The following is a 25487-nucleotide window of genomic DNA, read 5'->3' on the forward strand; positions in this document are numbered from 1 at the left end:
TCCGTGTTTGGTTGAGCAGATAGCTCAGAGAACTCATATCAAAGCCTCCCAATTGCGGAGGCTTTGTTGTTTCTGGGGCTGAATGCTTGGAACGAAATGTCTGCAGCGACTATTTAGTGTGTTGAGCAATCAGTGTTGCCAGTGTTTCCATTGCAGGGAGCCAGTTTTTCTCCGCTCCAAAGTTCGCCACGCTAAGACGAATGCAGTTTTGATACTGTCCCTGAGTGCCAAATACCGAGCCGGGCAGAATACTGATTTTGTGTTCGTTACAGGCTTGATAAAGCGCATAGCTGTCAGTTTTGGGTGGCAAGCGTAACCAAAGCAAGAATGAACCTTGCACCGCATTGATTTGATAGCGATTCTTTAGCTCAAAGTGTGCATCCAAGCATTGATTGAGCATCTGCAAATATCGTCTTACATTCGCTTGGTAAACACGGCACATACGCGCAGTGTGAGTGCGGTATTTGCCTGAGGTTAGGAAAGTGCCCACTGCCGATTGCATCAAGTTCAAACTGCCCATGTTTTCACACAATAGGTATTGCTCGACTTGAGCGCGATAACGTCCCGCCAGCATCCAACCAATACGAAGGCGTGAATCGAGCGTTTTCGATAAGGAGTTGACGTAAATCACCCGTTGCTTCTCGTCCAATTTGCGCAAACTTGGCAACGGCTTGTCGTAACTCAACGCACCAAAGACGTCATCTTCAATGATTGGAATATCTCCAGAAACCTTAAGCAGTCGCTCACGTCTTTCAAGGGGCATCATTGAGCCTGTTGGGTTGGTGAAGTTTGGCGTGACAACAATGACTTTGATCTCCCACGTTGCCATGGCTTTTTCCAGCGCGTCTGGATCCATACCATCACGAGGGCAACTAGGGATCTCTACCACCTGCAAACCGAGCGATTCGAGCATCAATAAGTTGCCGAAATAGCAGGGTGATTCCACCGCAACAATGTCCCCTGTCTTTGTTGTTGCTCTGAGGGCAAGACTGATCGCTTGCTGCGCACCATGGGTGACCAAAAGATCATCCACGTTTGCCGGCGTTCCTAGATCTTGGGTGATCTTCGCCAGTTGTTTGACCAATAAGTCATCACCCGGTGGCAGTTGATAATGGCTGGAAATATGGCTTTGTTGACGACTCTGGCGGCCAATTTCGGCATACAGGCTTTTGATGGCTGGCGCATCAATATTTGGGTGTGCTGAACCCGTCGGAAGCAGCTCTTGATACTCGGGGTAGGTAAGGATTTGTTTGCACACCGAGAGCAAATCCACGCGCGTAGGCTTAGCGATCTTGGCTTCATGTCGCTCAGTTGGCTTTACTCGATAACCAGATTTTGGCACCGAGTAAACCATGCTTTGTGCTTCTAGCTCCTGATAAGCGCGGATCACTGTGTTCTTGCTTACCTTGAGTTCAGTGCTCAATTGACGGATGGAAGGCAATTTGTCGTCTGGCTGATAAACCCCATTGCTGATCGCTTGTTTGAGATGCTTCTCGACGATCAAATACTTATTGGCATCAAGTGTACTTGCTAAATCTGTACCCATAAAAACACTTCCATCTGTCACTTTTTGAAAACACTGTACCTAACTACATTAGCAACATTCGAGATTAAAAACATTCAAGATTTAACAGTAAGTAGAGTGAGGGCGAATCATGTTAATCAGAGCCATTCCTTTTGTGTTCGTGATCCTTTGGGCTTCTGGATTTGTTGGTGCGCGATTTGGATTGCAATACGCCGAGCCTGCGACCTTGTTGTCGATTCGCATGGCGTTCAATGTCCTGCTGTTTTTGGTGATTGTGGCTTTTCTGCGTCGTCGCATTCCAACGGGAAAATACTTTTGGCACAGCTGCGTTGTCGGGATATCGATTCACGGCTTTTACCTAGGCGGAACGTACTTTGCCATCAGTTTGGGAATGCCAGCGGGCTTAAGTTCGCTATTAGTCGGAATACAACCTATTTTAACGGCCGTATTGCTGGTGGCGTTCGCTTCTGAGCAGTTCAAACCATCACAGTGGATTGGTTTGTCCTTGGGTTTTGTTGGTATTGCTATGGTGCTTATGGGTAAGATGGAGTGGCAATCCGATTTGCACAAAACCTTAGCGATTGGTGTGTGCTTGTCGTCGCTGTTTGGTATTACGCTTGGCACTTTGTATCAAAAGAAATATTGCCAACAAGTGGATATGGTAGGTGGCGCGACGGTGCAGTATTTGGCGGCGTTGGCCATGTTCCTGCCAATCGCGATGCAGTTTGAAACCATGCAGGTGCAATGGACGACGGAATTCATTCTTACTTTAATCTGGCTTGTGGTCGTGCTGTCTTGTGTGGCGATTCTGTTGTTGCTGTACATGGTGAAAAATGGTGCGGCATCGAGTGTTGCTTCTGTGTTCTACCTTGTGCCTCCGACCACGGCGCTTCAAGCTTGGTTTGCCTTCGGTGAGTCGTTTGATTGGATGGGCATTATTGGCTTTGTATTAGCGGCGACGGCAGTCTACTTAGTGGTGAAAAAGCCTGAGCTACCAATGTTTAAATCAAAGGTTGCAAAGCAGAAACGTAAAATATACCTAAATTAGGTAGGGACATTTGCGTGCCAGAGAGTACAATCCGGCTCCTTACATGTTTGTGGAGTCGGATGATGACCGTCAAGCCAGATCGAATGAGCGCGATGCGCAATATCATTGAACAAGTGAAAGCAGAATTGCCGATTTATGAATCGGAGACCTTTGCTTGTGGCCCTGATGGTAAATGCATTGGTTGCCCTAAAAAACTGTTGGAAATGGTCGATTCTGAACTGAGCTATTGGGAATCTGCAATGGATCGCGGTATCACGCCTCAGTTTGATGAAATCCGCCGATTTGGCAAAATGTGCACCAGCGTACGTCGAGGTTTAATCCGCAATAACGTGCCGTTGCTCAACGCCTAATCAACACTTTTTCGACATCTCCCTCGTTACCTTGTCTTCATTGATTAAACGAAGACAAGGGGCTCTCATGCGCAAATTCTTTTTCTCTGCTGTTTTGTTATTACTGGCTTCCAGTTCTGGTTTTGCGGGTTACAAATGGTTCACTGACAACCAATATGGCGAAGCGGATCTTGCTGCGGGTCAGCAGTATTTTGAATCTTACTGTGTCTCTTGTCATGGTGACAAAGGGCATGGAGATGGAATGGTGACCAAGGCGACGAACATCAAACCTGATAATATTTTTGATGAACTGACCAACCCATTCGGAACAAAAGTGGAGTTGATAGGGACGGTATTGGAAGGAGAGAATGGTCAAAGCGGTGCAATGCCATCATTCAAATCTGTGCTGAGTGAAAAGCAAGTAAATGACATTTTTGAATACATAAAAAGTATTAACTGAGCTTAATTCTTATTTTAGAAACAGACACTTATTGGCTTTTGGTGTGCTTCAAGGTTTTGAATTCAGTCGAATTTCTACGTTACTTTAGCCGCTTGTTTCAAGGTAATTTGGCGGTCACTCTCAAGTTCTCGATTCCCTCGTTTTTTCTTATCGTTTGCGCGTTTCTCTGCGTAATTTCAGCGATATATTGGCTCGGTTCTCACATGGATGTGGGAGCGAACCCCTATCATCTGTCTGTATGCTGAGAGTCGAAAGTGAAAACAAAAGGATTTACGTTGATGGAAATCACCATCGTCTTAGCAACCTTGGGTTCCATCGCTCTCGCTGCCTTGCCAATTCTGCTCGATATTAACCGTCAAGCTTACGTTTCTATGCTGCACAGTTCGCAGTCTTCTCTGGGGACGTCTCTTAAGTTCTTCCATGCCAAAGTGATGATTGATGATGCGCAGGAGCGCAGACAAATGACGTACATTGATCATCAAGTGAACATGCTCAGTGGGATGCCAGAAGCAAGTGCAAATAGCATACGAGCGTTACTAGAGATTGGTCTGCCTGCCAAAGGCAATTCACCAATTGATAAGCCGTGTGAAGGCAGCGATTTTTGCATCATGGGGAATCAATTCCCAAACAGTGCCTATTTTGTTGCGATTCCTGAGTATCAGTTCGCTGATCATTCTGGCTTAGATCGTGTGGTGTATATTTGGCCGCAAGGTTACACCTTGGAGCGTGAAGCCTGCTATTTCTATTACGTTAATCAAGCGTCGACGCGCTCGGTGGTTAGAGGGCATGTTACAGAAGGTTGCTAGACATCAAGCAAACTGACGTGAGCAGAAAAGTACAAAGCCCTAAGTGCAGAACTTAGGGCTTTGTTTATTCTTAAGTTGGAAAAACTTAGCGAAGCGCTAAATCTCTGCGACCAACTTTTTTAGCAAGCGAAGCATCTCTTTTTGTTCTGCTGGCTCTAGCGGACTCATCAGCTCTTTATTGACAGCCAGTGGGACTGGCAGCAAGGTTTCTTTGAGGCTTCGTCCCTCTTCCGTTAGATAAATACGGAACGAGCGGCGGCTGTTTGGATCGGGATGGCGCTCTACCAAACCTAACTTCTCCAACTTGTCTAAGGTACGAGTCGTGGTTGAGTTTTCTACCTTAGATTTCGCTGCGATATCGCGCTGCGTCACGCCTTCTTCTTCCCACAAACACATCATGGTCGGCCAAAGTGCAACGGTAAGTCCGTGCTTTTTGAGCTCGGCTTCAAATCTTTTCGCTGCATCGTGTGCAACGACATTGATCATCCAGCCAAAGCTGTCTTGTCTGTCAAACTGTTCGCTCATTTTCTTACTCTTATGATAAAGCAACGATTGCCATGGTAACCAATGTTGCAGCAACTAGCACCCCTAAAGCACGGCTTTGCGGCGCGAGATAGACAATTTTCTGTTCCGTGATGAGCGCTTGCTTGTTCATTTGGGTTTGTTTACCTGTGATCATCGCTTTCAACAAGGGTTTACCTCTTAGTTTATAAAAAAGGATCGCACCAACATGTAAGACGATCAGTAAAGGCAAAAGATCGGCCAAGGTCAGGTGTAACCACTCAATCCCTACAAATACGTTGTCGTTAAGCCAAACATCGGAATACGGCCACGTATCGAATAAGCCGCCAAGCGCCATTCCCGAGATACATTGAAGCAGCAATGTCGTCAGCAGCGCCGCCACCATCCAGCCGCCTGCAGGATTATGACCCACTGTCGCCGCCGATTTACCTTTTAAGTAAGTAATGACACCTTTAGGTGAGCGGAGAAACTGTCGAAACAAACTGGTTTCGCTGCCGATAACTCCCCAAGTTAATCGCCATAACAACAAAGTAAATAACGCTAACCCCAATTGAACATGGGGCCCATTGCCAGACAATCCAGATGCCATCAAGGCTATAAACAGTAGGGCTTGAGCCCAGTGATAAAGTCGCGTTGCTAAATCCCAAATTTTCATAATTACCTCGATCTTTTCTCGGTGTGATGATCTTCTTTACGGTAATTTACACAACAATAGTTGCGTACGCAATGATTGTTGTGTAAATTTATTTGCAACTACACAGCAATAACGAAAAACCAGGAGAATGAAATGAAAAAGACATTGGCACTGATTGCACTTTTACCGACCATCTTTGTATCAACAACAGTGTTTGCCCAAGACTTCAGCGCTCAAATCGAAACGCGTCAGAATGCATTTGAGCAAATAGAGTCCCTGTCGAAACAAGCCGATAAAACATTGAAAGGCAGCAATACCGATTGGCACGCGCTAGAGCAGATTGGTGTTGAGCTCACTCGCCACAGCGCACAACTGCAACAAGCGTTTCCAGAGGGAAGCCAAGCTGAGAGCAAAGCGAAGAAAGAAGTGTGGAGCAAACCAGATAACTTCAATCGCTTGATGCTGCAAATGGATGAAGGGTTTGCACAGTTGTATCAAGCTGCGCAGAACCAACAAGTTTCATCGGCTGAGGCAGGACTTAAGCAAGCTCAGAGTACTTGCCGAAGCTGTCATCGTGCATACCGCAGTCGTTGGTAATCAAGCGAACCACAACATTGAATTTATATCGAAGCAAAAAAGAAAATCGTTAAGTGAAAGGTAACCTTATGAAAAAACTCATTCTATTAAGCACACTTGCTGTGGCTTCTTTCTCTAGCTTGGCTGCTGATTACGGCGTGGAACTGGCTTGGAACACCAATGACTCCGAACAGGTTCTCAAAACATTGCCAGAACAGAAAGTGGCCTTTAGCCAACTGATCGAACAAGGTGATGTGAAAGACATGTTTGTTTTACCAAGCAGTATCGATGGTAAACCAGTACAGATTTTGCGTTTCGTGTTGTCGGCTGATAACGAGGCGGAAGTTGCGACTAAATTGCAGGACTTACCTATGTACCAGCAAGACTTGGTGAAGATCGCGAGCATTCAACCACTAGGCGCCAAATGGTTAGATAACACGCCAGAAAGTGATAACTACAGTGTGACGTTGCGTTGGAAAGAGGGCATTGAGGCGTTAGAAATGGACCGTGTATTGGGTGTCGATCTGCAGCGAGTGATCAGCTTGAACAACTCTGGCTTAGTCACCTCGTCTTACATCAATACCCAAGTGTTGGACAATGGTGTTGAGCGTCCGATTTACTCCGTCGCCGTATTGGCGAAAGATGCCCAGCAGGCGCAAAACCTGATGTACTCTTTTGAAGCGGTACAGCTTGGGTATGCGACTTTTGAAATTGAATACTTGGGTAAAAAGTTGGATATGAAAAGCTAACTAAGCCTTTATGTTTAAAGGTCTAGATACAGACGCAGCATGTCTTTGTGTTGGATACCGTTCTCCCAAATTGGTTCTGGGTAGTGGAGTAAGAAGTGATCTTTATCCACGCTCTCTACCCTGAAACCCAAGCGTTGATAGTAAGTCAGTTGGTAACCAAACGTCCCCGTTCCTAATATCAACTTTTGAAAAGATTGGTCTTTTAACTGCTCAATGGCAAATCGCAATAGATCTGAACCAATACCACGTTGTTGATGCGTAGGTGCGACTGAGACGTTCATGATTTCAGCCTGCGTTTCTGAAAGCGGTAACACCACACATGCACCGACGATCTGGTTCTCTTCCACCGCCGCAAAGCTCAATGAATTGGCAAGATAGCGATTAACATTATCTTGGTCTGGATCGGCTTCTAATAGCAAAGCCATCGGGATTTGATTTGGCGATAAGGATTTATATTCAATCATCACAAGTACGCGGTAAATATTGAGTTCCGATCAGTATATCGCAAAGGCAATGTGGTCTTGCTACTAGAATCAACTTACGGATGCTTTAAGACCATTTTCTGACTCATCAGATATTTGCCGTTAGGCAATAGCACTTCACCTAACTCGCCACAATGCTCGAAGCCAAACTTCTCATATAAAGCAATCGCAGGGTGGTTGGTTTTGTAAACATTCAACGCAATAGTGTCATAGCCATATTGCCAACCGCTTTGAATGGCGGTGGTGAGTAGCTTTTTTCCTAACCCTTGGTTTCGATAGTGGCGGTCAATATGAATGCCGAGAATGCCCGTTTTAGCGAACTCTCCTCCTTCGTAGCCACACATTTCGGCCGGGAAGATTTCGATACTGCCAACTAGGCGTTTTCCATCGAAGGCCACAAATTGGGGAATGGATTCTTTTTCTACACGAGTGATTACCTCAATCAGCATCGCTTTGTCTGGCGCTGGCGAGCGTAAGTATTCTCCTTCCTCATAAACGCGATTCCAGAGCGAAATAAAGTGGTCAATGTCGTTGACGGTAATCGGTCTAATCTGCATTCATCTTCCTTGATTGGTGCATAAAGTTTAGTGGCTCAAGTGTATTTGTGCGTATGTCGGTTAGGTGCTTAGCAACTCAGACAAACAACGTATTTGATTTGGGATGGGTTTGCTTGGCGCAGGGAGGTCTTGAGGATTGAACCAAATAACGTTTAACCCTGCGTCCATTGCTGGGTAAATGTCTTTTTCTGGTAAGTCGCCAACCATGGTGAGTTGGCTCGGCTCAACGCTCAATTGTTTTGCTACCGCAAGATAAAAATCAGGCTGATTCTTGGCAATACCAAGGTTTGCAAAGCAAAAGTAGCCAGAAAGGTATTGGTCGAGCCCGACTCGTTGAAAGGCTTTTTGCACATCTTCCATCGCGGAATCTGATGCACTGGTCGCGATATAAACCTGGTGATCTTGTGTGAGTTGAGCCAGAGTCTCTTTGGCTTGAGGAACGGTTTCAACGTGTTCCCAATCGCACATTTTTCCTTGTGCGTGAGGAAAATCGACCATCAAGGTGTTTCCCCAATCGAAAAGATAAATCATGTTCGAATCTCCTTTATTCGTACATCATATCGTCTTTTCGAAAAGGGGAGGAAAGCGTGAAAGATAAATGCGATTCACGTTAGCTTTAACGCTGAAATTCGCTTAAATGCCGTGATCGTTACAAACATTTCATCATAAGACGGGAGTTGGGAGCAAAGCCCAGTTTGTCGTAAAACTGCTGCGCATTGTGGTTAAACTCCATGACTTCTAAGCGGACTTGAGTTGCACCTGACTCGCGTGCCCATTGCTCAACGGCCGTCATTAAGGCTCGGCCAACGCCTTTTGACTTCTGATTTTCATCGACGACGATGGTGCCAATGCGGCAAATCGGGTCTTTGATTAAAAAGCTGATAGTTTCATTTTGGGTAATGGTCGCAGTGATAAAGCCAAGTGCTTGTTGACCTTCTTCGGCTATGAGCACCAATCGAGCATCATCGGCCAGCGCATCTGCGAGAAAGGTTTTGTCTTCTTCAGAAGGTGGTACAAAAGTGTGTGGCGCATGACGAAAGTGAAGTTCGCTAATTTGCGTGTTTAATACAAAGAGCGCATTGAGATCGTCGGGTGTCGCTGATCTAATTTTCATTACTGTTCCTTAATTTCCGCCAGCTAGATCGATAAACGAACCTGTGACATAAGATGCTTCATCACTGAGTAGCCACGCGATGGCATTGGCCACTTCATCTACCGTGCCTCCTCGCTTGAGAGGGATTTTTTCACTGAGCCTGTCGACTCGATTCGGCTCGCCGCCATCGGCATGGATGTCGGTATAAATGCAGCCGGGACGAACCCCGTTTACGCGGATGTTTTGCTCCGCTAACTCTAACGATAATCCCTTGGTGAGCGAGTCCATTGCGCCTTTCGAGGCTGCGTAATCAACGTACTCAAACGGCGCACCAGAGCGGGATGCGGCAGAAGAAACATTAACAATCGCATTGCCAGATTCAAATCGTTTTGCGGCTTCTCGACAACAAAGAAAACAGCTCGTCACATTAGCGTTCATAACAGTTTGAAATCGCTCAAGGGTCATGTCCGCAAGACGAGACTGGGTGAATAAGATGCCCACGTTGTTGACGAGATGAGTGACTTTTCCGAGTGCTTGTTCGGTTTGTTCAAACAATGAGAGTACCTGCTGCTCATCGGAAACATCCGCTTTGATGGCGATGGCTTTACCGCCAACCTCCTCAATCTCACGAACAACTTGCGCGGCAGCCTCGGCTTGCGCGCGATAGTTAACGCATACGGCATAGCCTTGTTTGGCGAGTAATTTGGCGGTTGCGGCTCCGATGCCTCGGCTTGCGCCTGTGATGATGACTACTTTCTGCAAAACACGTCCTTATTTTTTGTCGTGAATATTATTTTTTTAATGAATAGAGCTTATCTGCGTACTTTCTCCCACCTATTTCATAGGCTTCGGGGATGGTCTCGGTGAGCTTGAAGCCACATTTTTCCAGCACTCGCTCAGAGCCAATATTGCCCTCTGTGACCGTGGCGGAAAACTGAGAAATCTTGTGCTGCTCAAACGCCCACTCAATCACACCGGTAAGAGATTCCGTACCAAACTGTTGGCCATAAAATTCTGGCAGTAATAAATACCCGACTTCTGCAATGCCATCTTGCAACACAAAGCCTGTGATGCCGATTGGTCGTACGCTTTGTTTTTCATAAATCACCAAACATAACCAATGCTCGCTTTGCGGTGTCCATACAGGTAGCCGTGATTCGAACTTTTGGCGCATTTCCTCTTCGGTCGGCGGGTCAAAACAAAGCGCGATGATTTGTGGTTCGCTACTCAAGCGGCGATACAAATCCCAATCACTTTTCGTTAGCGGTTTAAGCTCAGTTCTTGGGGTGGAAATGGGTAGAGATAACACGTTTGAATCGCCTCCATGTGATCGAGTTTTCATATCTCACACAAACATATCAAAAGTGCTTTGATAAACAACATCTATCGTTATGACGAATAGGTTCGGTCAAGAAAGATTTTTCAGAAAAATGGAATATGCCAAGGAGTCTCTCAATAACGAAAAATAAGTCACCACCTAGGGTGTACGTATGACTCAGATCAATTACCAGATACTACTAAAGAGGTAAATATGCGACAAAGCATGTGAATTTGTGAGTATTTATTTCTAATTATGTCAATTAAAAAACGTTATATCGCCGCAATGGTGGCAGTGGGTATTGGTGTGGGCTGGCTAACTCTAGGTGGCACCGCAGCAGTGATGCATTACACATCCGACACTGAGTTCTGTCTCTCTTGTCACTCTATGGAAATCCCTTACAAAGAGTATCAAGGCTCAGTGCACTTCAGTAACGCCAAAGGTATTCGCGCAGAATGTTCGGACTGTCACATTCCGAAAGAGCCAATGGATTACTTGGTCACTAAGATCCGCGCTTCAAAAGACATCTACCATGAGTTTGTAACAGGTAAGATCGACACGCCAGAGAAGTACGAAGCACACCGTACTGAACTTGCTGAGATGGTTTGGGAGCAGTTCCGTGAAAACGATTCGGCAACCTGTCGTTCTTGTCACGACTTCGATGCAATGGAAGAGTTCGAGCAATCACGTGATGCGGCGAAGATGCACGCATACGGCAAAGCGAATGACCAAACGTGTATCGACTGTCACAAAGGTGTAGCGCACTTCGCTCCAGAAGCGGAACTTGATAGCAAGGCGTTTGAAACACTGATGAGCTTCACTACCAAAACAGCAGCAGACGCGAAAGTGGTTTACCCAGTGACGTCTATCAGCATGGGTGATTTTGGTACAGTGAACCCAACAACCAAACTGAACGTTGTGAAATCGGAAGGTGACAACCGCACCGTTAAGATCAATGCATTCCAAATGAAAGGCGCAGAGCAAGTGCTTTACATGGGTGAAGGTCAACGCGCGATTGTTGCAACACTATCTGAACAAGGCCAACAAGCAGTTGAAGCTGGCGAGTTCAAAGCAGACGTATACGGCAACGAGTGGCGTCCTGTTTCTCTAACGGCAACGATCGATTCTCCAGTGGTTGATACGCTAGAGCCGGTTTGGTCATACGCAGAAGAGTTGGACAACGTTTACTGTGCAACTTGTCACGCGAAAATTCCTTCAAATCACTTTACTGTGAACGCATGGGGTCCTGTAGCGAAGAGTATGGGTGATCGCACTGATATTTCAGCAGAAAACCTAGAAATTTTGACTAAGTTCTTCCAGCACCACGCGAAAGATGTGGTTGGTCACTAATAGAGAGATAGAAGGATAAGATTATGACTAATTTAACTCGTCGCGGATTTCTAAAAGGCACTGGTCTAACTGCTGGTGCTCTGGCTTTCACTTCATTGACGCCAATGAGCGCGCTAGCGTCTGATAAGCGTGGTTCAGGTGTACTTACAGCGGGTCGCATGGGCCCAATGCTGTGTGAAGTAAAAGACGGTAAACTGGTTTCAACCACGAACGCATTGCCACAAACGGTACCAAACAGTCTTCAAACTACGGGCCCTGACCAAGTTCATACTAAAGCTCGTGTTAAGTACCCAATGGTACGTAAAGGCTACTTGGCAAACCCATCTGCGCCAGAAGGCGTGCGTGGTAGCGATGAATTCGTTCGCGTGTCTTGGGATGAAGTTTACAAACTGATTCACGAACAACACATGCGCATTCGTAAAGAGCACGGTGCTGAATCTGTCTTTGCTGGTTCTTACGGCTGGCGTTCAAGTGGTGTGTTGCACAAAGCACAAACGCTTCTACAACGATACATGAGCATGGCGGGCGGTTACTCAGGTCACCTTGGTGATTACTCTACGGGTGCTGCGCAGGTGATCATGCCGCACGTGGTAGGTTCTATTGAAGTTTACGAACAGCAAACGACCTACCCAGTGGTTCTTGAGCACAGTGACGTTGTGGTGCTTTGGGGTCTTAACCCAATCAACACACTGAAAATCGCTTGGAGCTCAACAGACTGTGCGGGCCTTGAGTTCTTCCATCAGCTTAAGAAATCAGGTAAGACGGTTATCGCTATCGACCCAATGCGTTCAGAGACCATCGAGTTCTTCGGTGACAACGCACAGTGGATCGCTCCGCACCCAATGACGGACGTGGCGATGATGATGGGTATCGCGCATACGCTTGTGAAACAAGGTAAGCACGACAAAGAATTCCTAGCGAAATACACTACAGGTTACGACGTGTTCGAAGCTTACCTAATGGGTAAAGAAGACGGCGTTGAGAAGTCTGCAGAATGGGCATCTAAGATCTGTGGCGTGCCAGTTAAGCAACTTGAGCTGCTTGCAGACATCTTCAGCAAAAACCGCACAATGCTAATGGCGGGCTGGGGTATGCAGCGTCAGCAATACGGTGAACAACGTCACTGGATGCTAGTAACGCTAGCTACCATGCTGGGCCACGTTGGTCTACCGGGTGGTGGTTTTGGTTTCTCTTACCACTACTCAAACGGCGGTAACCCTTCACGTGATGCGGGTGTACTTCCTGCTATTTCTGCGTCTCTAGGCGGCGGTTCTTCTGCAGGTAACGACTGGGCGGTTTCTGGTTCTGTTAACGCGTTCCCAGTGGCTCGTATTGTTGAAGCACTAGAAAACCCAGGTATGAGCTACCACCACAATGGTCATGAGTTAACGTTCCCTGAGATCAAGATGATTTGGTGGGCAGGCGGTGCGAACTTTACTCACCACCAAGACACTAACCGTCTGATCAAAGCGTGGCAAAAACCAGAGCTTATCGTTATCTCTGAACCATACTGGACAGCGGCAGCGAAGCACGCGGATATTGTTCTACCTATCACCACATCGTTCGAGCGTAACGATATGACCATGACAGGTGACTACAGTAACCAACACCTAGTGCCGATGAAGCAAGTGGTTGAGCCTCAAGGTGAAGCTCGTAACGACTTTGATGTATTCGCGGACATGGCAGAGTTGCTTGCTCCGGGTGGCCGTGATGTTTACACCGAAGGCAAGACTGAAATGGAATGGTTGTACGGTTTCTACAAAGCCGCTCAGCAAGGCGGTCGTGGCCAACGCATCGCAATGCCAAACTTCAGCAAATTCTGGGAAGATAACCAATTGATCGAAATGAAGTGGAACGAGAAGAACGCGCAGTTCGTTCGTTACGCTGAATTCCGTGAAAACCCAATCATGAGCCCACTAGGTACGCCAAGTGGTAAGTTCGAGATCTTCTCTAAGACGATTGAAGGCTACCAGCTTGAAGACTGTCCTCCACACCCAACATGGATGGAACCAACAGAGTACACGGGTAATGCAACAGATGGTGAACTTCAGCTAATGACAGCGCACGCGGCGCATCGTCTACACAGCCAGTTCAACTACGCGAAGATTCGTGAAGAGTACGCGATTGCTGACCGTGAGCCGATTTCTATCCACCCAGAAGACGCAAAAGCGCGTGGTATTAAGACCGGCGATCTTGTTCGTGCCTTCAATGGCCGTGGTCAAGTTCTGGTTGGTGCATTGGTGACTGATGGCATCAAGCAAGGCTCAGTATGTATCCACGAAGGTGGCTGGCCAGATCTAGACCCTAAAACAGGCATCTGTAAAAACGGTGGCTGTAACGTTCTAACGCTCGATATTCCAACCTCTCGCCTTGCGAACGGTTGTGCGGCGAACTCTGCATTGGTTCGTATCGAGAAGTACGAAGGTCCAGTGCTTGAGCTAACGGCATTTACACCGCCTAAGAACGGTTAAGCTCAGTCAGAACCTAAGATACAAAACTAAAGAAGCCAGCAACTTGCTGGCTTCTCTTTTATCTATTTTTCAGCTCTTTACTTGGTCGTTAAGGCAACGAAAGGCGCTTTTTTAGTAATTTGAAATGCCGGCAGCAAAGTAAAAACGATGGCGACAAATACCACTGAACCAATCAAATCCTCAATTCTGTGCATGCCGAGCCACAAGCGGCTGTACGCCACGCCCATTGCCCAGACCCATAGGGTAGCAGCAGAGAAGTAGCACTTGTTCTGCAAAAATAACCCACCAAAGAAGGCTAAACAGATAGAAACGAAAATCGTATGACCAGATGGGAAGGAATAGTCTTTTTCACCTTGCCAGTGACGAGTGCGCCATTCGCTAACTTTTTCTGAGATCTCTCCGATCACACTCGCTTGTTGTTCAGTCTCCAACTGATAAAACGCTTCTGGGTGTTCAATCAATTGCTCTGCGGCAAGCAGTTCTGTGTAGGGACGCGGGCTTTCTGTCATCAGCTTTAAGCCTGTTTTGCTGGCAAAACCAATCACCAGTAACAATCCCAGCATGGACAGTTTTTGCATCCAGTCAGACTGGCTCGGCTTGAAGCGGTAAAGCGACAACACCAACAGCGTTAGAGTGATCAAAAAGCCTTTACTGCCCGCAGAATCGGTTAGCAGAGTAAAGAGAATGCCAGTGCCGTCAGAAACGTGAGAAGTAAGATCGTGATACGAGGCAAACAGCGAAAGTGGGATGATGCCAAGAATGAACAAGGCGAGCATCATCAAACCGTATTTTTTAGTTTTCATGAAAAGTCATACAGCAGTCGAAAATAGGCGGCTATCTTACGACAATTGATGTGAAAAACTTATCAACGCTCTGTCAATTCGAGTGTGAAAGTGACATTGCAGGTCTTCGCTGTGAAAGTAGGGACTTTTGAAAGTTTTGAGAGGTGAACGCGCTCATCCATAAGCGCTTTGCTCTGGAGTGAGCAAGGTTAGCTAATCAAACCCAATAGGTACTCCGATGCGGCTTTTGGATCTTCAGCGTGGCAAATTGCCGAAACCAAAGCCAAGCCATGAACACCAGTGGCGCTAAGCTGCGGAATGTTACTCTCGTTAATGCCGCCAATGGCAACAATCGGCAGTGAAGTCGTCTCTAACGCCATTTTCAAACCATTAATACCCCAGTGTTTTTTTGTGTTGGTTTTGGTTGGCGTCGCGAAGATCGCGCTCAAACCGATGTAATCAATCGGCAGAGAGTCGGCTTCTGCAAGCTGCTCTTCATTTTCGATAGATAAACCGAGAATTTTGTTTGGTCCAATCAACTCACGAGCAATGATTGCTGGCATGTCTGATTGCCCAAGGTGGACCCCATCAGCATCGACAGCCAGTGCGACATCTACGCGGTCATTGACGATCAAAGGCACATCGGTATCTTTAAGGATGTCTTTCACGGCTTGAGCTCGTTCGATAAACGCACGCACATCACCGTGTTTTTCGCGGACTTGTACCATAGTCACGCCACCTTCCACCGCTTTTCTCACAACACGCTTTAGTGTGGCTAAATCTTGTTGGTCATCGGTGACCAAATATAAACGATAGGCGTTCATTGGGTTTCCTTTAAGCCTCTCATTGAAAGAGGATTGAGAGGCTAGTGTTAAAAGAGATAAAAGCTTATTGCACGTGCAGTTTGAGGCGCTTCGCCAATGTTTCTTCATCCAACTGGTAAAGCTCATCCAACAGGTTCATTTGCAGGCTACCTGGACCACGAGCTTGTTCCGCTGCAATCTCGCCAACAACACCCAGTACCGCTGCTGCTGCGAGACCAGTGTCATCACCAACGGCAGCAAAAGCGCCCGTTAGTGCCGTGAGCGTACAGCCCATTCCGGTTACGTATGGCATCATCTCGTGACCATTGTTCAGTCGCACGGTTTGCCCTTTCGTGACGATGTAATCGGTCTCGCCAGAAATCACCACGCTTGCATCATACTCTGTGACTAAGAAGTTGGCAGCGCCAAGTGCTGTGTCGCTGCTGTCTAACGCATCGACGCCTTTGCTTTGTGCTTGCTCGCCAGCGAGTGCAATGATTTCTGAGGCGTTACCACGAATGATGAGTTTGTCTGCACGGCGTGCGATCTCACGTGATGTCTCTGTACGTAGTGAGCTTGCTCCGCAACCGACAGGGTCGAGTACAACGATTTTACCATTGGCATTGGCTTGTTCTACGGCATAGCTCATACGCGGTGTCCAAACGCTGTCTAGGGTTCCAATGTTGATAACCAATGCGCCAGCGAACGACATCATCTCTGCCATTTCCTGCTTGGAGTGCGCCATGATTGGAGAAGCGCCGATGGCCAATAGGGCGTTTGCCGTGTTGTTCATCACCACGTAGTTAGTTATGTTGACGACTAATGGTTTTTGCTGGCGCACTGCGGTTAATGCTTGGGTGATTTGTTCAATTAACATGAGACTCTCCGATTAATCTTGCTGAGCGTTCAGACCTTGTTGCCAGAATGCCACTTCCATACGTGTTGCGGTTTTGAATACCTGAATCAGGTTTTGACCACGCTGGCTATTGATATCGATTTCCGCCAATAACTGGTTAAAGTGCTCAGCACCTTTTGCGACACCAGATTGGAACTCTTCACCACCGTAGAGGTTGATCCAACTTGCGTATGGGTTGCCTTCTATTACTGTCTTTTCATCTTCAATCAGCATCTTACCGATTACGGCATAACCGATGGAGCATGGCGCTAGTGCCGCGTATAGATCAACAAGATCGCCCGTCATGCCAGCATCTAACACGTAACGGGTATAAGCTACCGTACCGAAATCTTCTGGCTCGTTTTCTAGGTCGGATTCCGTCAGTCCCCATTGCTCACAGTAAGTCACGTGATGGGCGATTTCAGAATCGAGCAATGCATGTACGCTTGGTAGGGCACGGCGCATGTCATCCAAAGTACGTGCTTTGTAGATCGCTAATGCGTAAGCTCGTGCGTATTGTTTTAGGAAAAGAAAATCCTGCTTTAGGTAATGCAGAAAACAAGGCTGAGCCAGAGTGCCTTGCGCCAATTGCTGCACGAAAGCATGCTCAGTGTATTCTTGCCAATCTTGGCGGCAAGCGTCGATCAAATCTTGGTATTTCATTATGGGTATCTCGTTATCAAAAGACCCTAGGCTTAGAGCCTAAGGTCAGTAGAATTAGTCAAAGCTCGGTACGTAATCTTTCGCTTTTGGCAGTGTTTCGATGATTTTTTGTGAATACATGAATTCGGCATAATCATCGTAGCGTTTCAGATCCACTGCAGATGGACGAAGAGCGAAACGAGTTAGCGTGTCATTCCAAGCGCGTTGGTTAAGCTCGTTGTTGAGTGTGTCTGGTGAATAAGCCACAAACTCTTTCCACGACTCTTTTGGATGGTTAACGATGTAAGTGGTCGCTTGCTCTAGTGCTTTGTTGAATGCCTTGATGGCTTCTTTGTCGTAGGTTTTTGCATTGGCTACGAAGACTAACTCGTCATACGCTGGTACTCCGTGTTCTTCAGGGAAGAAGGCTTTAGCTTTATAACCTTCTAGTGCAAGTTGGTTGGTTTCGAAGTTACGTAGACCGCCCCAAATCGCATCCACCTTGCCAGACGCAAGAGACGAAGAAAGCGCCCAACCTACGTTGATGATTTGTACGTCAGAAAACTTCACGTTCTCTTGAGCTAGCATGGTGCCGATTGTTGCTTCTTCGTTGCCTGCGATCGCAATACCGATCTTCTTGCCTTTCAAGTCGCCAAGGTTTTCATTCTTACCGTTGTCCAACACCATCAACGTGTTGAGTGGCGTAGCAATCAAAGTCGCAGAGCGGATTAGTGGCAAACCAGCCGCGACATCGATGGTCAGGCTTGGTTGGTAAGAAATCGCCATGTCGACCTTGCCAGCTGCGACCAACTTAGGTGGTGTACTTGGATCTGCCGGCTCTTGAATGTTGACCTTCAAACCTTGCTCTTTGAAGTAACCGCGCTCTTTGGCAATCACGATAGGACCATGATTTGGATTGACGAACCAATCCAACATCAGTGTCATCTCTTTTTCAGCGGCAAGGACGTTGGTTGATACCACTGAAGCGAGTAGAGCAGCAGCGCTCATAAGTTTGTTTTTATTCAAGGGGTTCTTCCTTTTCTTTCCCAATTTCCTTTGGTTATTTTCGGCAATTACTTGCTTTCCCAAGGGATGGCTTTTTTCAATAATTTATCGGTGATGAAGTAGAGTGCGATAGACAGCACGGCGAGGATAAACAGCGCCGCAAACATCTCATCAATGATCATGCGAGCGTTAGCTTGGAGCATCAGATAACCCAAGCCTTCACTTGAACCTACCCACTCACCGACCACTGCTCCAATTGGCGCAATAACGACGGCAACACGAATACCTGAGGCTAAAGTTGGTAGTGCGGCTGGCAATTGAATATGACGAAGTAGCTGCCATTTAGACGCGCCCATGGTCTTGGCAAGATCGAGGTAACCTGTTGGTGTATTGCGTAAGCCGTCGTAGCAACATATCGTGACGGGGAAAAAGATGATGATCGCCGCCATAACAACTTTCGACGCAATGCCGTAACCAAGCCAAAGCATGAGCACTGGCGCGATGGCGAACACAGGGATCGCTTGGCTAGCAATCAGAACGGGCAGTAACCAACGCTTCAGCGGCTCAAACATCAGCATTTGCAATGCGAACAGCAAACCCATCGACAATCCAAGCGCCAAGCCAAGTAAGATCTCTTGCGCGGTAACCCAAGTATGTTTGAGCAAGACATCGTAACGAGCCACCAATCTATCCAGCACTTCAATAGGTGAAGGTAAGATGAAGCTTGGCATATCGAATATCACCACGACCAACTGCCACAATCCCAAGATCACCGCAGTGCTTATGACCAAGCGCAGAGCCGGATGGGTCACGCGTTCTTTTTTATTAATACGTGCCGAAACGGAGTTGTACTGAGTCATATCACTCATAGTCTTTCTCCAATTGATCCAAAATCGCTTGTTGAAGCGCGGCGCACTCTCCATCGAGAACTCGTGGTGGCTTGGAATCCGGAACAACCAAGTGCTGAGCTTGTGCAGGCGTGCCTTGCAATACATAGAGTTGGTGAGCTAATCGCACCGCTTCTTGTGGGTCGTGGGTAATAAGAACAACCGTCTTATCTTTCAATAATTCGGCAGACAAGGTTTGCAACTTATGGCGAGTAACCGCGTCCAACGCAGAGAAAGGCTCATCCATCAGAACCAGAGGCTTGTCTTGCATCAGAGTGCGAGCAAGGGCAACACGTTGTCTCATGCCGCCAGAGAGCTGAGCTGGCTTAGCATCCGCGTAATCGGCGAGTCCCACTTGGCTGAGTAAAGTCAGTGCACGTTGTTTATTTTGTTCTGGTGCTTGATCTTGAGAAAATCGAGAACTTAGGCAGATGTTGTCTAACACATTTAACCACGGCAGCAACAAGTCTTGCTGCGCCATGTAGGCAGTACGTTCGTTTAGGGCGATGCCATCCGTTGTGGTTAATTCACCATGCCATTCGACTTTGTCGTCTAACAACCCAGCTAGATAACGAAGGATCGTCGTTTTTCCGCAACCACTGCGACCAAGTAACACAGTCCATTGATTAGCAGGGATAGTCATACTCAACCCTGCTAATGTTGGTGTTTGGCTGTCTTTGTATTGCAGACTTGCTTCGTTAAGCTGAATGCCGAGTGCATTAGCGCACATGCGTGTGACCTGCAAAAAAATGGTTCACAGGACCATGACCTTTACCGACATCCAATTCGTCAGCGTGCGCGATAGCTTGGCTGATGTACTGCTTACCAAGGTGCACCGCTTTGTGCAGATTGTTGCCTTGGCCAAGGTAAGACGCGATAGCAGAAGACAGCGTGCAGCCTGTGCCATGGGTGTTTTTGGTTGGAAAGCGTTTAGCGCTGATTAACTCGGCGCTGTCTTGCATGATCAGCAGATCGTTGCTGTTTTCATCTTTTTCCAAGTGGCCGCCTTTTAACAGCACCGCTTTTGCCCCTAATGCGCGCAAGTCAGCAATCATATCGTTCATTTCAGATTCTGATTGAGGAACTGGTTTACCTGTCAATGCAGCACCTTCAGGTAGGTTAGGGGTAATGATGTCTGCGAGCGGAATCAATTCTTCTTTTAAAGTGCTGATTGCCGACTGTTCCAGTAATAGATCGCCGCTGGTGGCCACCATAACAGGGTCAATCACGAGGTATTTTGGCTGGTATTGTTTAATTTTGTCTGCAACGACTTTGATGATATTGGAATCGGCCAGCATGCCCACTTTAACTGCAACGATGTTGAGGTCGGTAAATACCGCATCAAGTTGGCTCTCTACATGGTCGAGAGGGATTGGGAAAATCGCAGAAACGCCTTGGGTATTTTGCGAAGTAATCGCCGTGATTACCGAGCAAGCAAAACTGCCGGTTGCGGACATCGCTTTTATGTCGGCTTGAATGCCTGCGCCGCCACCGCTATCAGAACCTGCAATCGTTAACACAATCGGTGTGTCTGTTGAAGTTGCTGCTTGTGGCTGTGTTGATGGTTTTTCTTGGCTTGACTGCTGCGCCATGGTCGCTCCTATTACAAGACGTACAGGAACTGACTTGGCCAAGCAAGGGAAGATCGGTGATCGGATCCATTGGGCTAGCTGCACTGGTAGAGACTCAAGGCAAGCTAGTGGCAAAGTGATGATAGTTCCCTACGTCAGTGCTAACTGAATCAGGTTCAACGGGTCTCGAATTTCGATCTCAGCCGATGCATTCACTGCATGGGCCCCCCGACTATTTCGTCAAGATAATAGCAGTTCACTCAGTTACGGTGCACGTGTTTTTTTATGGCTAGAGAGAGTCATCATTTAAATATGAGAACTGGATTCTCTTCGTAATTAGAGCCCCAGCGTTGTTAACTGCGCTCACTCGCCCAATCACATAGGCTAACTATGCTCATGGGACTCTTTCGCTTGTTGCCTAGCTGGAACCCTTATTATTTTGTGAATCCAACAGCAATGTGGTGGCAGAATTTAGTGTAAATAACGTGCTGCATTGAAACTGGCAGTTCAAGACACTATCTAATAGTGAGATGTCGACATAATACGTAACGATTCGTTCTTTGATTTAGCAAGGATTAGCATAAAACAAGGTTAAAAAAGTGTTAATATTTAACGCGTTGCCAATATGCTTTTGAGTCATCCAATTTAGGTTGTGACTGTTATACACAAAGTCTAACTCAAAGGTGGGGAAGGCTAGGACGATCAACGAGCAAGGAGATTTCATGCTTAATTCTGTAACAGCGAAAGCGGTGATCGATCATGCCCTCTTTTTAGGGGCTGATTTCGCTGAGCTATTCGTTGAACACCATCAAACCAACACTGTCCAGATCGCATCTGGTGAGGTGGACAAGGTGAACTCGGGTATCGATTTTGGTATCGGTATTCGTCTCTTCTTCGGTCATAAAGTGCTTTACGGTTACACCAACAGCACCGATGAAGCCGAGCTTAAACGCGTAACCTCACTGCTTGCAGCAAAAGACAAGCGTGAGCAAATCGTGTCAGCAGGTTCTCTCAATCTGAACCGCTACCCAATTCAACATGGTTGTCGTATGCCACTTGGCAAAGACGCTAACCTAGATTCTAAAATTGCTTTCTTATTGCAAGTTGACCAAGCCGCACGCGCAGAGAGTGAACATATCAGCCAGTTCATCGGCAGTGTGCTTCAGCGCGAACAACAAGTGTCTATCTTCAACTCAGAAGGTCTACACGTTGACGATACTCGTCACTACATACGAGTTGCTGGTAATACCGTGGCTCAAAAAGGTAATGAGCAGTCTTCTGGTATGGAAGGTCCTGGCGCTCTTGCTGGTTGGGAGTTTAGTGAGCAGCTTGATGCCAAAGAGCTAGGTCAAACTATCGCGCAGCAAGCGTTGGTTAAACTTGGCGCCGATGCTTGTCCATCGGGTGAAATGCCGGTGGTGATTGGTAACGGCTTTGGTGGTGTTATCTTCCATGAAGCATGTGGTCACTTACTAGAAACCACTTCAGTTGCGAAGAAAGCATCAGTCTTCCACGACAAGATGGGCGAAATGGTTGCTCACACCGCAGTGAATGCAGTCGATGATGGCACCATGACCAACGAATGGGGCTCGATTCATGTTGATGATGAAGGCATGAAGACTCAGCGCACCCAATTGATCAAAGACGGTAAGCTAACCAGCTTTATGGTCGATCAAATGGGTGGTATGAAGACAGGTTATGAGCCTACGGGGTCAGGTCGTCGTCAAAACTACAAGTTCGCACCAACCTCGCGTATGCGTAACACCTTTATCGAAGAAGGCGAGCATTCACTTGATGACATGCTGGCAGGCATCGAGCGTGGTATCTATGCGAAGAAGATGGGCGGCGGCTCGGTTCAACCGGGTACGGGGGAGTTCAACTTTGCCGTTCGTGAAGCTTACCTCATTGAAAATGGCAAAATCACCAAACCTCTGAAAACTGCAACGCTGATCAGCACGGGTCCAAAAGTGCTGAAAGAAATCAGCATGGTCGGCAAAGACATGGCGCTTGCGCCGGGCATGTGTGGTTCCGTGAGTGGTTCAGTGCCAACAACAGTCGGTCAGCCAACGCTGAAAGTAGATAACATTCTGGTAGGAGGCGGTAACTAATGAGCCAAGAACAACAACTTCTTAATGCGGTTGATTACGTCCTATCAGAAGCAAAACGCCAAGGTGCAGAAGCGGACGTCATTGTAAACCGCAACAGCAGCTTTTCTTTGAAAGCGAACCAAGGAAAGCTGGATGAGTACAAAGTAAGCTCAAGCCAAGTTCTGGGTGTTCGTGTTGTGAAAGATGCGCGTGTTGCAACAAGCTATTCTGAGTCGTTAGAGCAACCAAGCTTAGATTTGATGCTGACCAACGCACTGCAAAGCGCTCGCTTTTCCAAGCAAGATGAACATCAGACAATTAGTTGCGTGAACAGCCAAATTGCGACTGATGTTGCTGAGATTTCACAAGAAGATACGACTTCTGTTGATGAAAAAATTGAACTGTCTCTCGCACTTGAACAAGGCGTAGTAGCTCTGCCTCACGCCTCTAGCGCACCTTACAATGGTTACAGCGATGGCGAAACACAACTAATCATTGCCAATACTCAAGGCACATTGTGTCAACACTTCGAGCGCTCGTTCACTTGTTACGCGTATACCTTGTTTGAAAAAGACGGCAAACAGTCAATGGCGGGGAGAATGTCACTTGGTCGCCGTTTTGATGAGTTGAATCCAGCTTACTGTATAGAAGGCGGTTACAACCTTGCTCGAGATCTTCTTGAAGGTGCACCGGTTGCGACGGGTAACTACCCTGCTATCTTCCATATCAATGCGCTAGCAAGTTTATTCGGTGCTTTCGGCAGTGCTTTCTCTGGCGTAAGCGCGATGAAAGGCATTACGCCACTGGGTGATAAGCTTGGTCAACGTGTTGCGAGTGATTTAATTACCTTTAGTGATACGGCTTACATGCCAAATGGTATGGCAATCGCAAGTTTTGATAGTGAAGGCTTTGCTACTCAAGACAATGTGATGATTGCTAATGGTGAGTTGAAAACCTTGCTACACAACAGCCAGACCGCAAGTTACTTGGGTGCAGTCTCGACAGCAAGTGCCGCTCGCGGTGCAAAATCGAGCCTAGAAGTATCAGCGAATCACAAAGTGATTGCGACAGGCAACAGTAGTGCGTCAGAAGTAAAAGCGGGTGAGTACCTAGAGTTAGTCGAACTGCAGGGTGTTCACTCTGGCGCGGATGCGGTGAGTGGTGATTTCTCGTTTGGTGCGAGTGGCTTCTTGTGCCGTGATGGTGAGCGCATTCAACCAGTGCGTGGTATCACTGTAGCGGGTAACTTCTACAAGATGCTGCAAGAAGTTGAGGCTGTGGGTGATGCTCAGTTAATTAACGATAGCCGCACTTTCTTCTCGCCAGACGTTCGTTTTGCTCGTTTGAGCATTGGCGGTAAATAACTCCGGCATTCCTATAGAAACAAAAAGAGGACTCAATGGAGTCCTCTTTCTTTTAACTCGTGAGAATTAAAATTCGCGAATGTCTAACTCATTGTGGATCAATACCACACACTGAGAAGCGAACAGCATCTTAGGACCTAAGCTGATCTTCTCTGTGCCAAGGCGCTTTAAGCTGTTAAAAGACTTCTTCGGCATCGGAATATGGTCGGTTAGCAAGAAACATGGGTTTCCACCGATTTCTGCATCACGAACAAATTCGCCTTTTTTATCCAACATATATAGTTGGTGATCTTCTGCCAGTTCTTGCACTAGACGTTCAAAGCTGACAGTACGAACGGTGATACCAGGTTCGACTTCACGAAGTTGCTCTTTGCCCATACCAACCGATGCATCCAAAGCGCGAGCCACTGCTGCAATCAAGGTTGACTCATGGAAGCCGCCAATGTTAGTGATGTCATTGGAGCGAATAGTAATGGTGCGTGAGAAGTCTTTTGTGCTTTCTAAAACCAAGTGAACAACCACATCTTCACGGTGTGATTGAGCAACGAACATAGTGTTCATCATGGTATGAGCAAGAATCTCTGTATGCGCTTCATTACCAACACCTTCTAACAGTGCTTTGCTGGTGGTTGGCGCCGCGCGAGCTCGTAAAACAAAAGAGCGCATGAATTTAGCCTCTATATAGGAAGAGTGAATGCGCGGAAGTATATACCCAAGCAGGGAAGGGATGCGAGTTTAATAGCAAATGTGAACTTACTTACAAAGCTTCGATTGTCGTGCGGAGTGTGCTGGTTAGAATAGAGGCAACCTGTTAGGAGCGGTATATGGAAATCAAAAAAATAAACAAACAAGTCTATAGAAAGAAGGTCAACCTAGTGATTGGTGGCTTTGTTGCCTTGCTTGCTATCTCTTCTCTTGCTTTTAGTACGCTATTGATCGTTTTGTTCGGTAATACAGATGTAGTACCTGAACAGTCGACGGGGAACTTTCACTGGAACTTAATTGGTGTTGTGCTTGCCTTAGCTACTTCACTGTCTTTGCTGAACCAATTCAAAACACGCCCTTATATGGAAGAAGTGTTGTATGTCTGGAAACTCAAGCAGCTGCACAACAAGATCTTTCGCAAACTGAAAAGCATTAAAGCCGCTTCTGCTAAGCACGATGTAAAAGCGCTGACGATCCTTAAGTTCTACTATACGACTCAAAGCCAGGTGTTTGAGTTAGACAACAACACATTGACGATGAGCAGTGTAAATAAAGAATTAGAGGCAATTGAGCAAATAGAAGCAGCGAAGTCATTGGAGCTTGATATCACAAGCTTTGAAGAGTCTTGGATTGACACATATTGATTGCCTATTTGCTACGTTAAATTAACAACTAAGTGCTAAAAATAAGCGTTTGAGTGAGATTTCACCACTCGACGCTTTTTTTTAGGTTTTTTTCTAAAAAAGTGTTTGACACTAAAAATTAATTCCTTAAAATACGCCTCCGCTTCGGTAGCAAAGCTTACGAAGCAAGCTCTTTAACAATA

The 25487-nt window shown here is 46.8% G+C and carries 29 protein-coding genes and 1 riboswitch; of the genes, 11 read left to right on the plus strand and 18 right to left on the minus strand.

Features of this window, described 5'->3' with window-relative positions:
• Nucleotides 1-109: 109 nt before the first annotated feature.
• Nucleotides 110-1546 (minus strand): aminotransferase-like domain-containing protein, encoded by a 1437-nt coding sequence (locus tag H735_RS13235; protein ID WP_020195140.1) that lies wholly within the window; start codon nucleotides 1544-1546, stop codon nucleotides 110-112.
• 109 nt (nucleotides 1547-1655) lie between these two features.
• Between H735_RS13235 and H735_RS13240 the strand changes: the two genes are divergently transcribed.
• The 4 genes from H735_RS13240 to H735_RS13255 all read left to right on the plus strand — a co-directional run bounded on the left by H735_RS13240 (nucleotide 1656) and on the right by H735_RS13255 (nucleotide 4168).
• Nucleotides 1656-2573 (plus strand): DMT family transporter, encoded by a 918-nt coding sequence (locus tag H735_RS13240; protein WP_020195141.1) that lies wholly within the window; start codon nucleotides 1656-1658, stop codon nucleotides 2571-2573.
• Nucleotides 2574-2635: 62 nt separating this feature from the next.
• Complete coding sequence (locus H735_RS13245; RefSeq protein WP_020195142.1) at nucleotides 2636-2923, plus strand: hypothetical protein; 288 nt, start codon at nucleotides 2636-2638, stop codon at nucleotides 2921-2923.
• A gap of 67 nt (nucleotides 2924-2990) precedes the next feature.
• The gene (locus H735_RS13250; protein ID WP_020195143.1) at nucleotides 2991-3362 is read left to right on the plus strand and encodes a c-type cytochrome; all 372 of its coding nucleotides are present in this window, start codon (nucleotides 2991-2993) and stop codon (nucleotides 3360-3362) included.
• A gap of 278 nt (nucleotides 3363-3640) precedes the next feature.
• Nucleotides 3641-4168: a hypothetical protein gene (locus tag H735_RS13255; protein WP_020195144.1), complete on the plus strand. Its 528-nt coding sequence runs from the start codon at nucleotides 3641-3643 to the stop codon at nucleotides 4166-4168.
• Between the two features lie 96 nt (nucleotides 4169-4264).
• On the opposite strand, the gene H735_RS13260 is transcribed toward H735_RS13255, so the two are convergent.
• Together H735_RS13260 and H735_RS13265 are read right to left on the minus strand one after the other, a co-directional pair.
• Nucleotides 4265-4693, minus strand: a complete 429-nt coding sequence (locus tag H735_RS13260; RefSeq protein ID WP_020195145.1) for a MarR family winged helix-turn-helix transcriptional regulator — start codon at nucleotides 4691-4693, stop codon at nucleotides 4265-4267.
• A 10-nt stretch (nucleotides 4694-4703) separates the two neighbouring features.
• Nucleotides 4704-5345 (minus strand): cytochrome b/b6 domain-containing protein, encoded by a 642-nt coding sequence (locus tag H735_RS13265; protein WP_020195146.1) that lies wholly within the window; start codon nucleotides 5343-5345, stop codon nucleotides 4704-4706.
• Nucleotides 5346-5477: 132 nt separating this feature from the next.
• On the opposite strand from H735_RS13265, the gene H735_RS13270 reads away from it, so the two are divergent.
• Nucleotides 5478-5921: a c-type cytochrome gene (locus H735_RS13270; RefSeq protein ID WP_020195147.1), complete on the plus strand. Its 444-nt coding sequence runs from the start codon at nucleotides 5478-5480 to the stop codon at nucleotides 5919-5921.
• Between the two features lie 68 nt (nucleotides 5922-5989).
• On the plus strand, nucleotides 5990-6649 hold the full coding sequence (locus tag H735_RS13275) for a hypothetical protein (RefSeq protein WP_020195148.1): 660 nt from the start codon (nucleotides 5990-5992) through the stop codon (nucleotides 6647-6649).
• 14 nt (nucleotides 6650-6663) lie between these two features.
• Here H735_RS13275 and H735_RS13280 read toward each other — a convergent pair whose 3' ends face one another.
• The 6 genes from H735_RS13280 to H735_RS13305 form a co-directional block, all read right to left on the minus strand.
• Entirely contained in the window at nucleotides 6664-7113 is a 450-nt protein-coding gene (locus H735_RS13280; RefSeq protein ID WP_020195149.1) for a GNAT family N-acetyltransferase, read from the minus strand.
• A 74-nt stretch (nucleotides 7114-7187) separates the two neighbouring features.
• Nucleotides 7188-7688, minus strand: a complete 501-nt coding sequence (locus H735_RS13285) for a GNAT family N-acetyltransferase (RefSeq protein ID WP_020195150.1) — start codon at nucleotides 7686-7688, stop codon at nucleotides 7188-7190.
• A 60-nt stretch (nucleotides 7689-7748) separates the two neighbouring features.
• Nucleotides 7749-8219: an HAD family hydrolase gene (locus H735_RS13290; protein WP_020195151.1), complete on the minus strand. Its 471-nt coding sequence runs from the start codon at nucleotides 8217-8219 to the stop codon at nucleotides 7749-7751.
• 118 nt (nucleotides 8220-8337) lie between these two features.
• Nucleotides 8338-8802 (minus strand): GNAT family N-acetyltransferase, encoded by a 465-nt coding sequence (locus H735_RS13295; RefSeq protein ID WP_020195152.1) that lies wholly within the window; start codon nucleotides 8800-8802, stop codon nucleotides 8338-8340.
• A gap of 9 nt (nucleotides 8803-8811) precedes the next feature.
• On the minus strand, nucleotides 8812-9543 hold the full coding sequence (locus H735_RS13300) for an SDR family oxidoreductase (protein ID WP_020195153.1): 732 nt from the start codon (nucleotides 9541-9543) through the stop codon (nucleotides 8812-8814).
• Between the two features lie 28 nt (nucleotides 9544-9571).
• Entirely contained in the window at nucleotides 9572-10123 is a 552-nt protein-coding gene (locus H735_RS13305; protein WP_042979977.1) for a GNAT family N-acetyltransferase, read from the minus strand.
• Nucleotides 10124-10354: 231 nt separating this feature from the next.
• On the opposite strand from H735_RS13305, the gene H735_RS13310 reads away from it, so the two are divergent.
• The gene (locus H735_RS13310; protein ID WP_020195155.1) at nucleotides 10355-11449 is read left to right on the plus strand and encodes a NapC/NirT family cytochrome c; all 1095 of its coding nucleotides are present in this window, start codon (nucleotides 10355-10357) and stop codon (nucleotides 11447-11449) included.
• Nucleotides 11450-11472: 23 nt separating this feature from the next.
• Complete coding sequence (locus H735_RS13315; RefSeq protein ID WP_020195156.1) at nucleotides 11473-13920, plus strand: molybdopterin guanine dinucleotide-containing S/N-oxide reductase; 2448 nt, start codon at nucleotides 11473-11475, stop codon at nucleotides 13918-13920.
• A gap of 77 nt (nucleotides 13921-13997) precedes the next feature.
• Here the strand turns inward: H735_RS13315 and H735_RS13320 are convergent, their stop codons facing one another.
• From H735_RS13320 to thiD, 8 genes are all read right to left on the minus strand, one after another.
• Complete coding sequence (locus tag H735_RS13320) at nucleotides 13998-14723, minus strand: phosphatase PAP2 family protein (RefSeq protein WP_020195157.1); 726 nt, start codon at nucleotides 14721-14723, stop codon at nucleotides 13998-14000.
• Between the two features lie 188 nt (nucleotides 14724-14911).
• Entirely contained in the window at nucleotides 14912-15526 is a 615-nt protein-coding gene (gene thiE, locus H735_RS13325; RefSeq protein ID WP_020195158.1) for a thiamine phosphate synthase, read from the minus strand.
• A 64-nt stretch (nucleotides 15527-15590) separates the two neighbouring features.
• A complete protein-coding gene (gene thiM, locus H735_RS13330) occupies nucleotides 15591-16382 on the minus strand; it encodes a hydroxyethylthiazole kinase (RefSeq protein WP_020195159.1) in 792 nt (263 codons plus the stop codon).
• Between the two features lie 12 nt (nucleotides 16383-16394).
• Nucleotides 16395-17063 (minus strand): thiaminase II, encoded by a 669-nt coding sequence (tenA, locus tag H735_RS13335; RefSeq protein ID WP_020195160.1) that lies wholly within the window; start codon nucleotides 17061-17063, stop codon nucleotides 16395-16397.
• Between the two features lie 54 nt (nucleotides 17064-17117).
• Complete coding sequence (locus H735_RS13340; protein ID WP_020195161.1) at nucleotides 17118-18068, minus strand: ABC transporter substrate-binding protein; 951 nt, start codon at nucleotides 18066-18068, stop codon at nucleotides 17118-17120.
• A 47-nt stretch (nucleotides 18069-18115) separates the two neighbouring features.
• Nucleotides 18116-18916 carry an ABC transporter permease gene (locus H735_RS13345; RefSeq protein WP_020195162.1) on the minus strand — a complete coding sequence of 267 codons (801 nt, stop codon included), beginning with the start codon at nucleotides 18914-18916 and terminating at the stop codon, nucleotides 18116-18118.
• Nucleotides 18909-19664, minus strand: coding sequence for an ABC transporter ATP-binding protein (locus tag H735_RS13350; protein WP_020195163.1), 756 nt, complete (start codon nucleotides 19662-19664; stop codon nucleotides 18909-18911). Before H735_RS13350 ends, H735_RS13345 begins: the two co-directional genes overlap by 8 nt.
• Entirely contained in the window at nucleotides 19654-20526 is an 873-nt protein-coding gene (thiD, locus tag H735_RS13355; RefSeq protein ID WP_020195164.1) for a bifunctional hydroxymethylpyrimidine kinase/phosphomethylpyrimidine kinase, read from the minus strand. Before thiD ends, H735_RS13350 begins: the two co-directional genes overlap by 11 nt.
• A gap of 109 nt (nucleotides 20527-20635) precedes the next feature.
• Nucleotides 20636-20746, minus strand: a riboswitch (TPP riboswitch).
• A gap of 481 nt (nucleotides 20747-21227) precedes the next feature.
• On the opposite strand from thiD, the gene H735_RS13360 reads away from it, so the two are divergent.
• A complete protein-coding gene (locus H735_RS13360; RefSeq protein ID WP_020195165.1) occupies nucleotides 21228-22613 on the plus strand; it encodes a TldD/PmbA family protein in 1386 nt (461 codons plus the stop codon).
• Nucleotides 22613-23956: a TldD/PmbA family protein gene (locus H735_RS13365; RefSeq protein WP_020195166.1), complete on the plus strand. Its 1344-nt coding sequence runs from the start codon at nucleotides 22613-22615 to the stop codon at nucleotides 23954-23956. The genes H735_RS13360 and H735_RS13365 overlap by 1 nt, the downstream gene beginning before the upstream one ends.
• A gap of 66 nt (nucleotides 23957-24022) precedes the next feature.
• Here H735_RS13365 and trmY read toward each other — a convergent pair whose 3' ends face one another.
• The gene (gene trmY, locus H735_RS13370) at nucleotides 24023-24622 is read right to left on the minus strand and encodes a tRNA (pseudouridine(54)-N(1))-methyltransferase TrmY (protein ID WP_005374282.1); all 600 of its coding nucleotides are present in this window, start codon (nucleotides 24620-24622) and stop codon (nucleotides 24023-24025) included.
• 158 nt (nucleotides 24623-24780) lie between these two features.
• Between trmY and H735_RS13375 the strand changes: the two genes are divergently transcribed.
• Nucleotides 24781-25305: a DUF3087 domain-containing protein gene (locus tag H735_RS13375; RefSeq protein WP_020195167.1), complete on the plus strand. Its 525-nt coding sequence runs from the start codon at nucleotides 24781-24783 to the stop codon at nucleotides 25303-25305.
• The last annotated feature ends 182 nt before the right edge of the window (nucleotides 25306-25487 follow it).

The sequence above is a fragment of the Vibrio owensii CAIM 1854 = LMG 25443 genome (assembly GCF_000817815.1).
Classification (GTDB): domain Bacteria; phylum Pseudomonadota; class Gammaproteobacteria; order Enterobacterales; family Vibrionaceae; genus Vibrio; species Vibrio owensii.

Coding starts and splice junctions, on each gene's coding strand:
- H735_RS13270 (WP_020195147.1), top strand. CDS start 5,478: ATGAAAAAGACATTGGCACTGATTGCACTTTTACCGACCATCTTTGTA.
- thiM (WP_020195159.1), bottom strand. CDS start 16,382: ATGTTAATTGAACAAATCACCCAAGCATTAACCGCAGTGCGCCAGCAA.
- H735_RS13345 (WP_020195162.1), bottom strand. CDS start 18,916: ATGAGTGATATGACTCAGTACAACTCCGTTTCGGCACGTATTAATAAA.
- H735_RS13350 (WP_020195163.1), bottom strand. CDS start 19,664: ATGTGCGCTAATGCACTCGGCATTCAGCTTAACGAAGCAAGTCTGCAA.
- tenA (WP_020195160.1), bottom strand. CDS start 17,063: ATGAAATACCAAGATTTGATCGACGCTTGCCGCCAAGATTGGCAAGAA.
- H735_RS13245 (WP_020195142.1), top strand. CDS start 2,636: ATGACCGTCAAGCCAGATCGAATGAGCGCGATGCGCAATATCATTGAA.
- thiD (WP_020195164.1), bottom strand. CDS start 20,526: ATGGCGCAGCAGTCAAGCCAAGAAAAACCATCAACACAGCCACAAGCA.
- H735_RS13235 (WP_020195140.1), bottom strand. CDS start 1,546: ATGGGTACAGATTTAGCAAGTACACTTGATGCCAATAAGTATTTGATC.
- H735_RS13255 (WP_020195144.1), top strand. CDS start 3,641: ATGGAAATCACCATCGTCTTAGCAACCTTGGGTTCCATCGCTCTCGCT.
- H735_RS13280 (WP_020195149.1), bottom strand. CDS start 7,113: ATGATTGAATATAAATCCTTATCGCCAAATCAAATCCCGATGGCTTTG.
- H735_RS13250 (WP_020195143.1), top strand. CDS start 2,991: ATGCGCAAATTCTTTTTCTCTGCTGTTTTGTTATTACTGGCTTCCAGT.
- thiE (WP_020195158.1), bottom strand. CDS start 15,526: ATGAACGCCTATCGTTTATATTTGGTCACCGATGACCAACAAGATTTA.
- H735_RS13275 (WP_020195148.1), top strand. CDS start 5,990: ATGAAAAAACTCATTCTATTAAGCACACTTGCTGTGGCTTCTTTCTCT.
- H735_RS13260 (WP_020195145.1), bottom strand. CDS start 4,693: ATGAGCGAACAGTTTGACAGACAAGACAGCTTTGGCTGGATGATCAAT.
- H735_RS13375 (WP_020195167.1), top strand. CDS start 24,781: ATGGAAATCAAAAAAATAAACAAACAAGTCTATAGAAAGAAGGTCAAC.
- trmY (WP_005374282.1), bottom strand. CDS start 24,622: ATGCGCTCTTTTGTTTTACGAGCTCGCGCGGCGCCAACCACCAGCAAA.
- H735_RS13315 (WP_020195156.1), top strand. CDS start 11,473: ATGACTAATTTAACTCGTCGCGGATTTCTAAAAGGCACTGGTCTAACT.
- H735_RS13305 (WP_042979977.1), bottom strand. CDS start 10,123: ATGAAAACTCGATCACATGGAGGCGATTCAAACGTGTTATCTCTACCC.
- H735_RS13365 (WP_020195166.1), top strand. CDS start 22,613: ATGAGCCAAGAACAACAACTTCTTAATGCGGTTGATTACGTCCTATCA.
- H735_RS13285 (WP_020195150.1), bottom strand. CDS start 7,688: ATGCAGATTAGACCGATTACCGTCAACGACATTGACCACTTTATTTCG.
- H735_RS13240 (WP_020195141.1), top strand. CDS start 1,656: ATGTTAATCAGAGCCATTCCTTTTGTGTTCGTGATCCTTTGGGCTTCT.
- H735_RS13320 (WP_020195157.1), bottom strand. CDS start 14,723: ATGAAAACTAAAAAATACGGTTTGATGATGCTCGCCTTGTTCATTCTT.
- H735_RS13310 (WP_020195155.1), top strand. CDS start 10,355: ATGTCAATTAAAAAACGTTATATCGCCGCAATGGTGGCAGTGGGTATT.
- H735_RS13360 (WP_020195165.1), top strand. CDS start 21,228: ATGCTTAATTCTGTAACAGCGAAAGCGGTGATCGATCATGCCCTCTTT.
- H735_RS13265 (WP_020195146.1), bottom strand. CDS start 5,345: ATGAAAATTTGGGATTTAGCAACGCGACTTTATCACTGGGCTCAAGCC.
- H735_RS13290 (WP_020195151.1), bottom strand. CDS start 8,219: ATGATTTATCTTTTCGATTGGGGAAACACCTTGATGGTCGATTTTCCT.
- H735_RS13295 (WP_020195152.1), bottom strand. CDS start 8,802: ATGAAAATTAGATCAGCGACACCCGACGATCTCAATGCGCTCTTTGTA.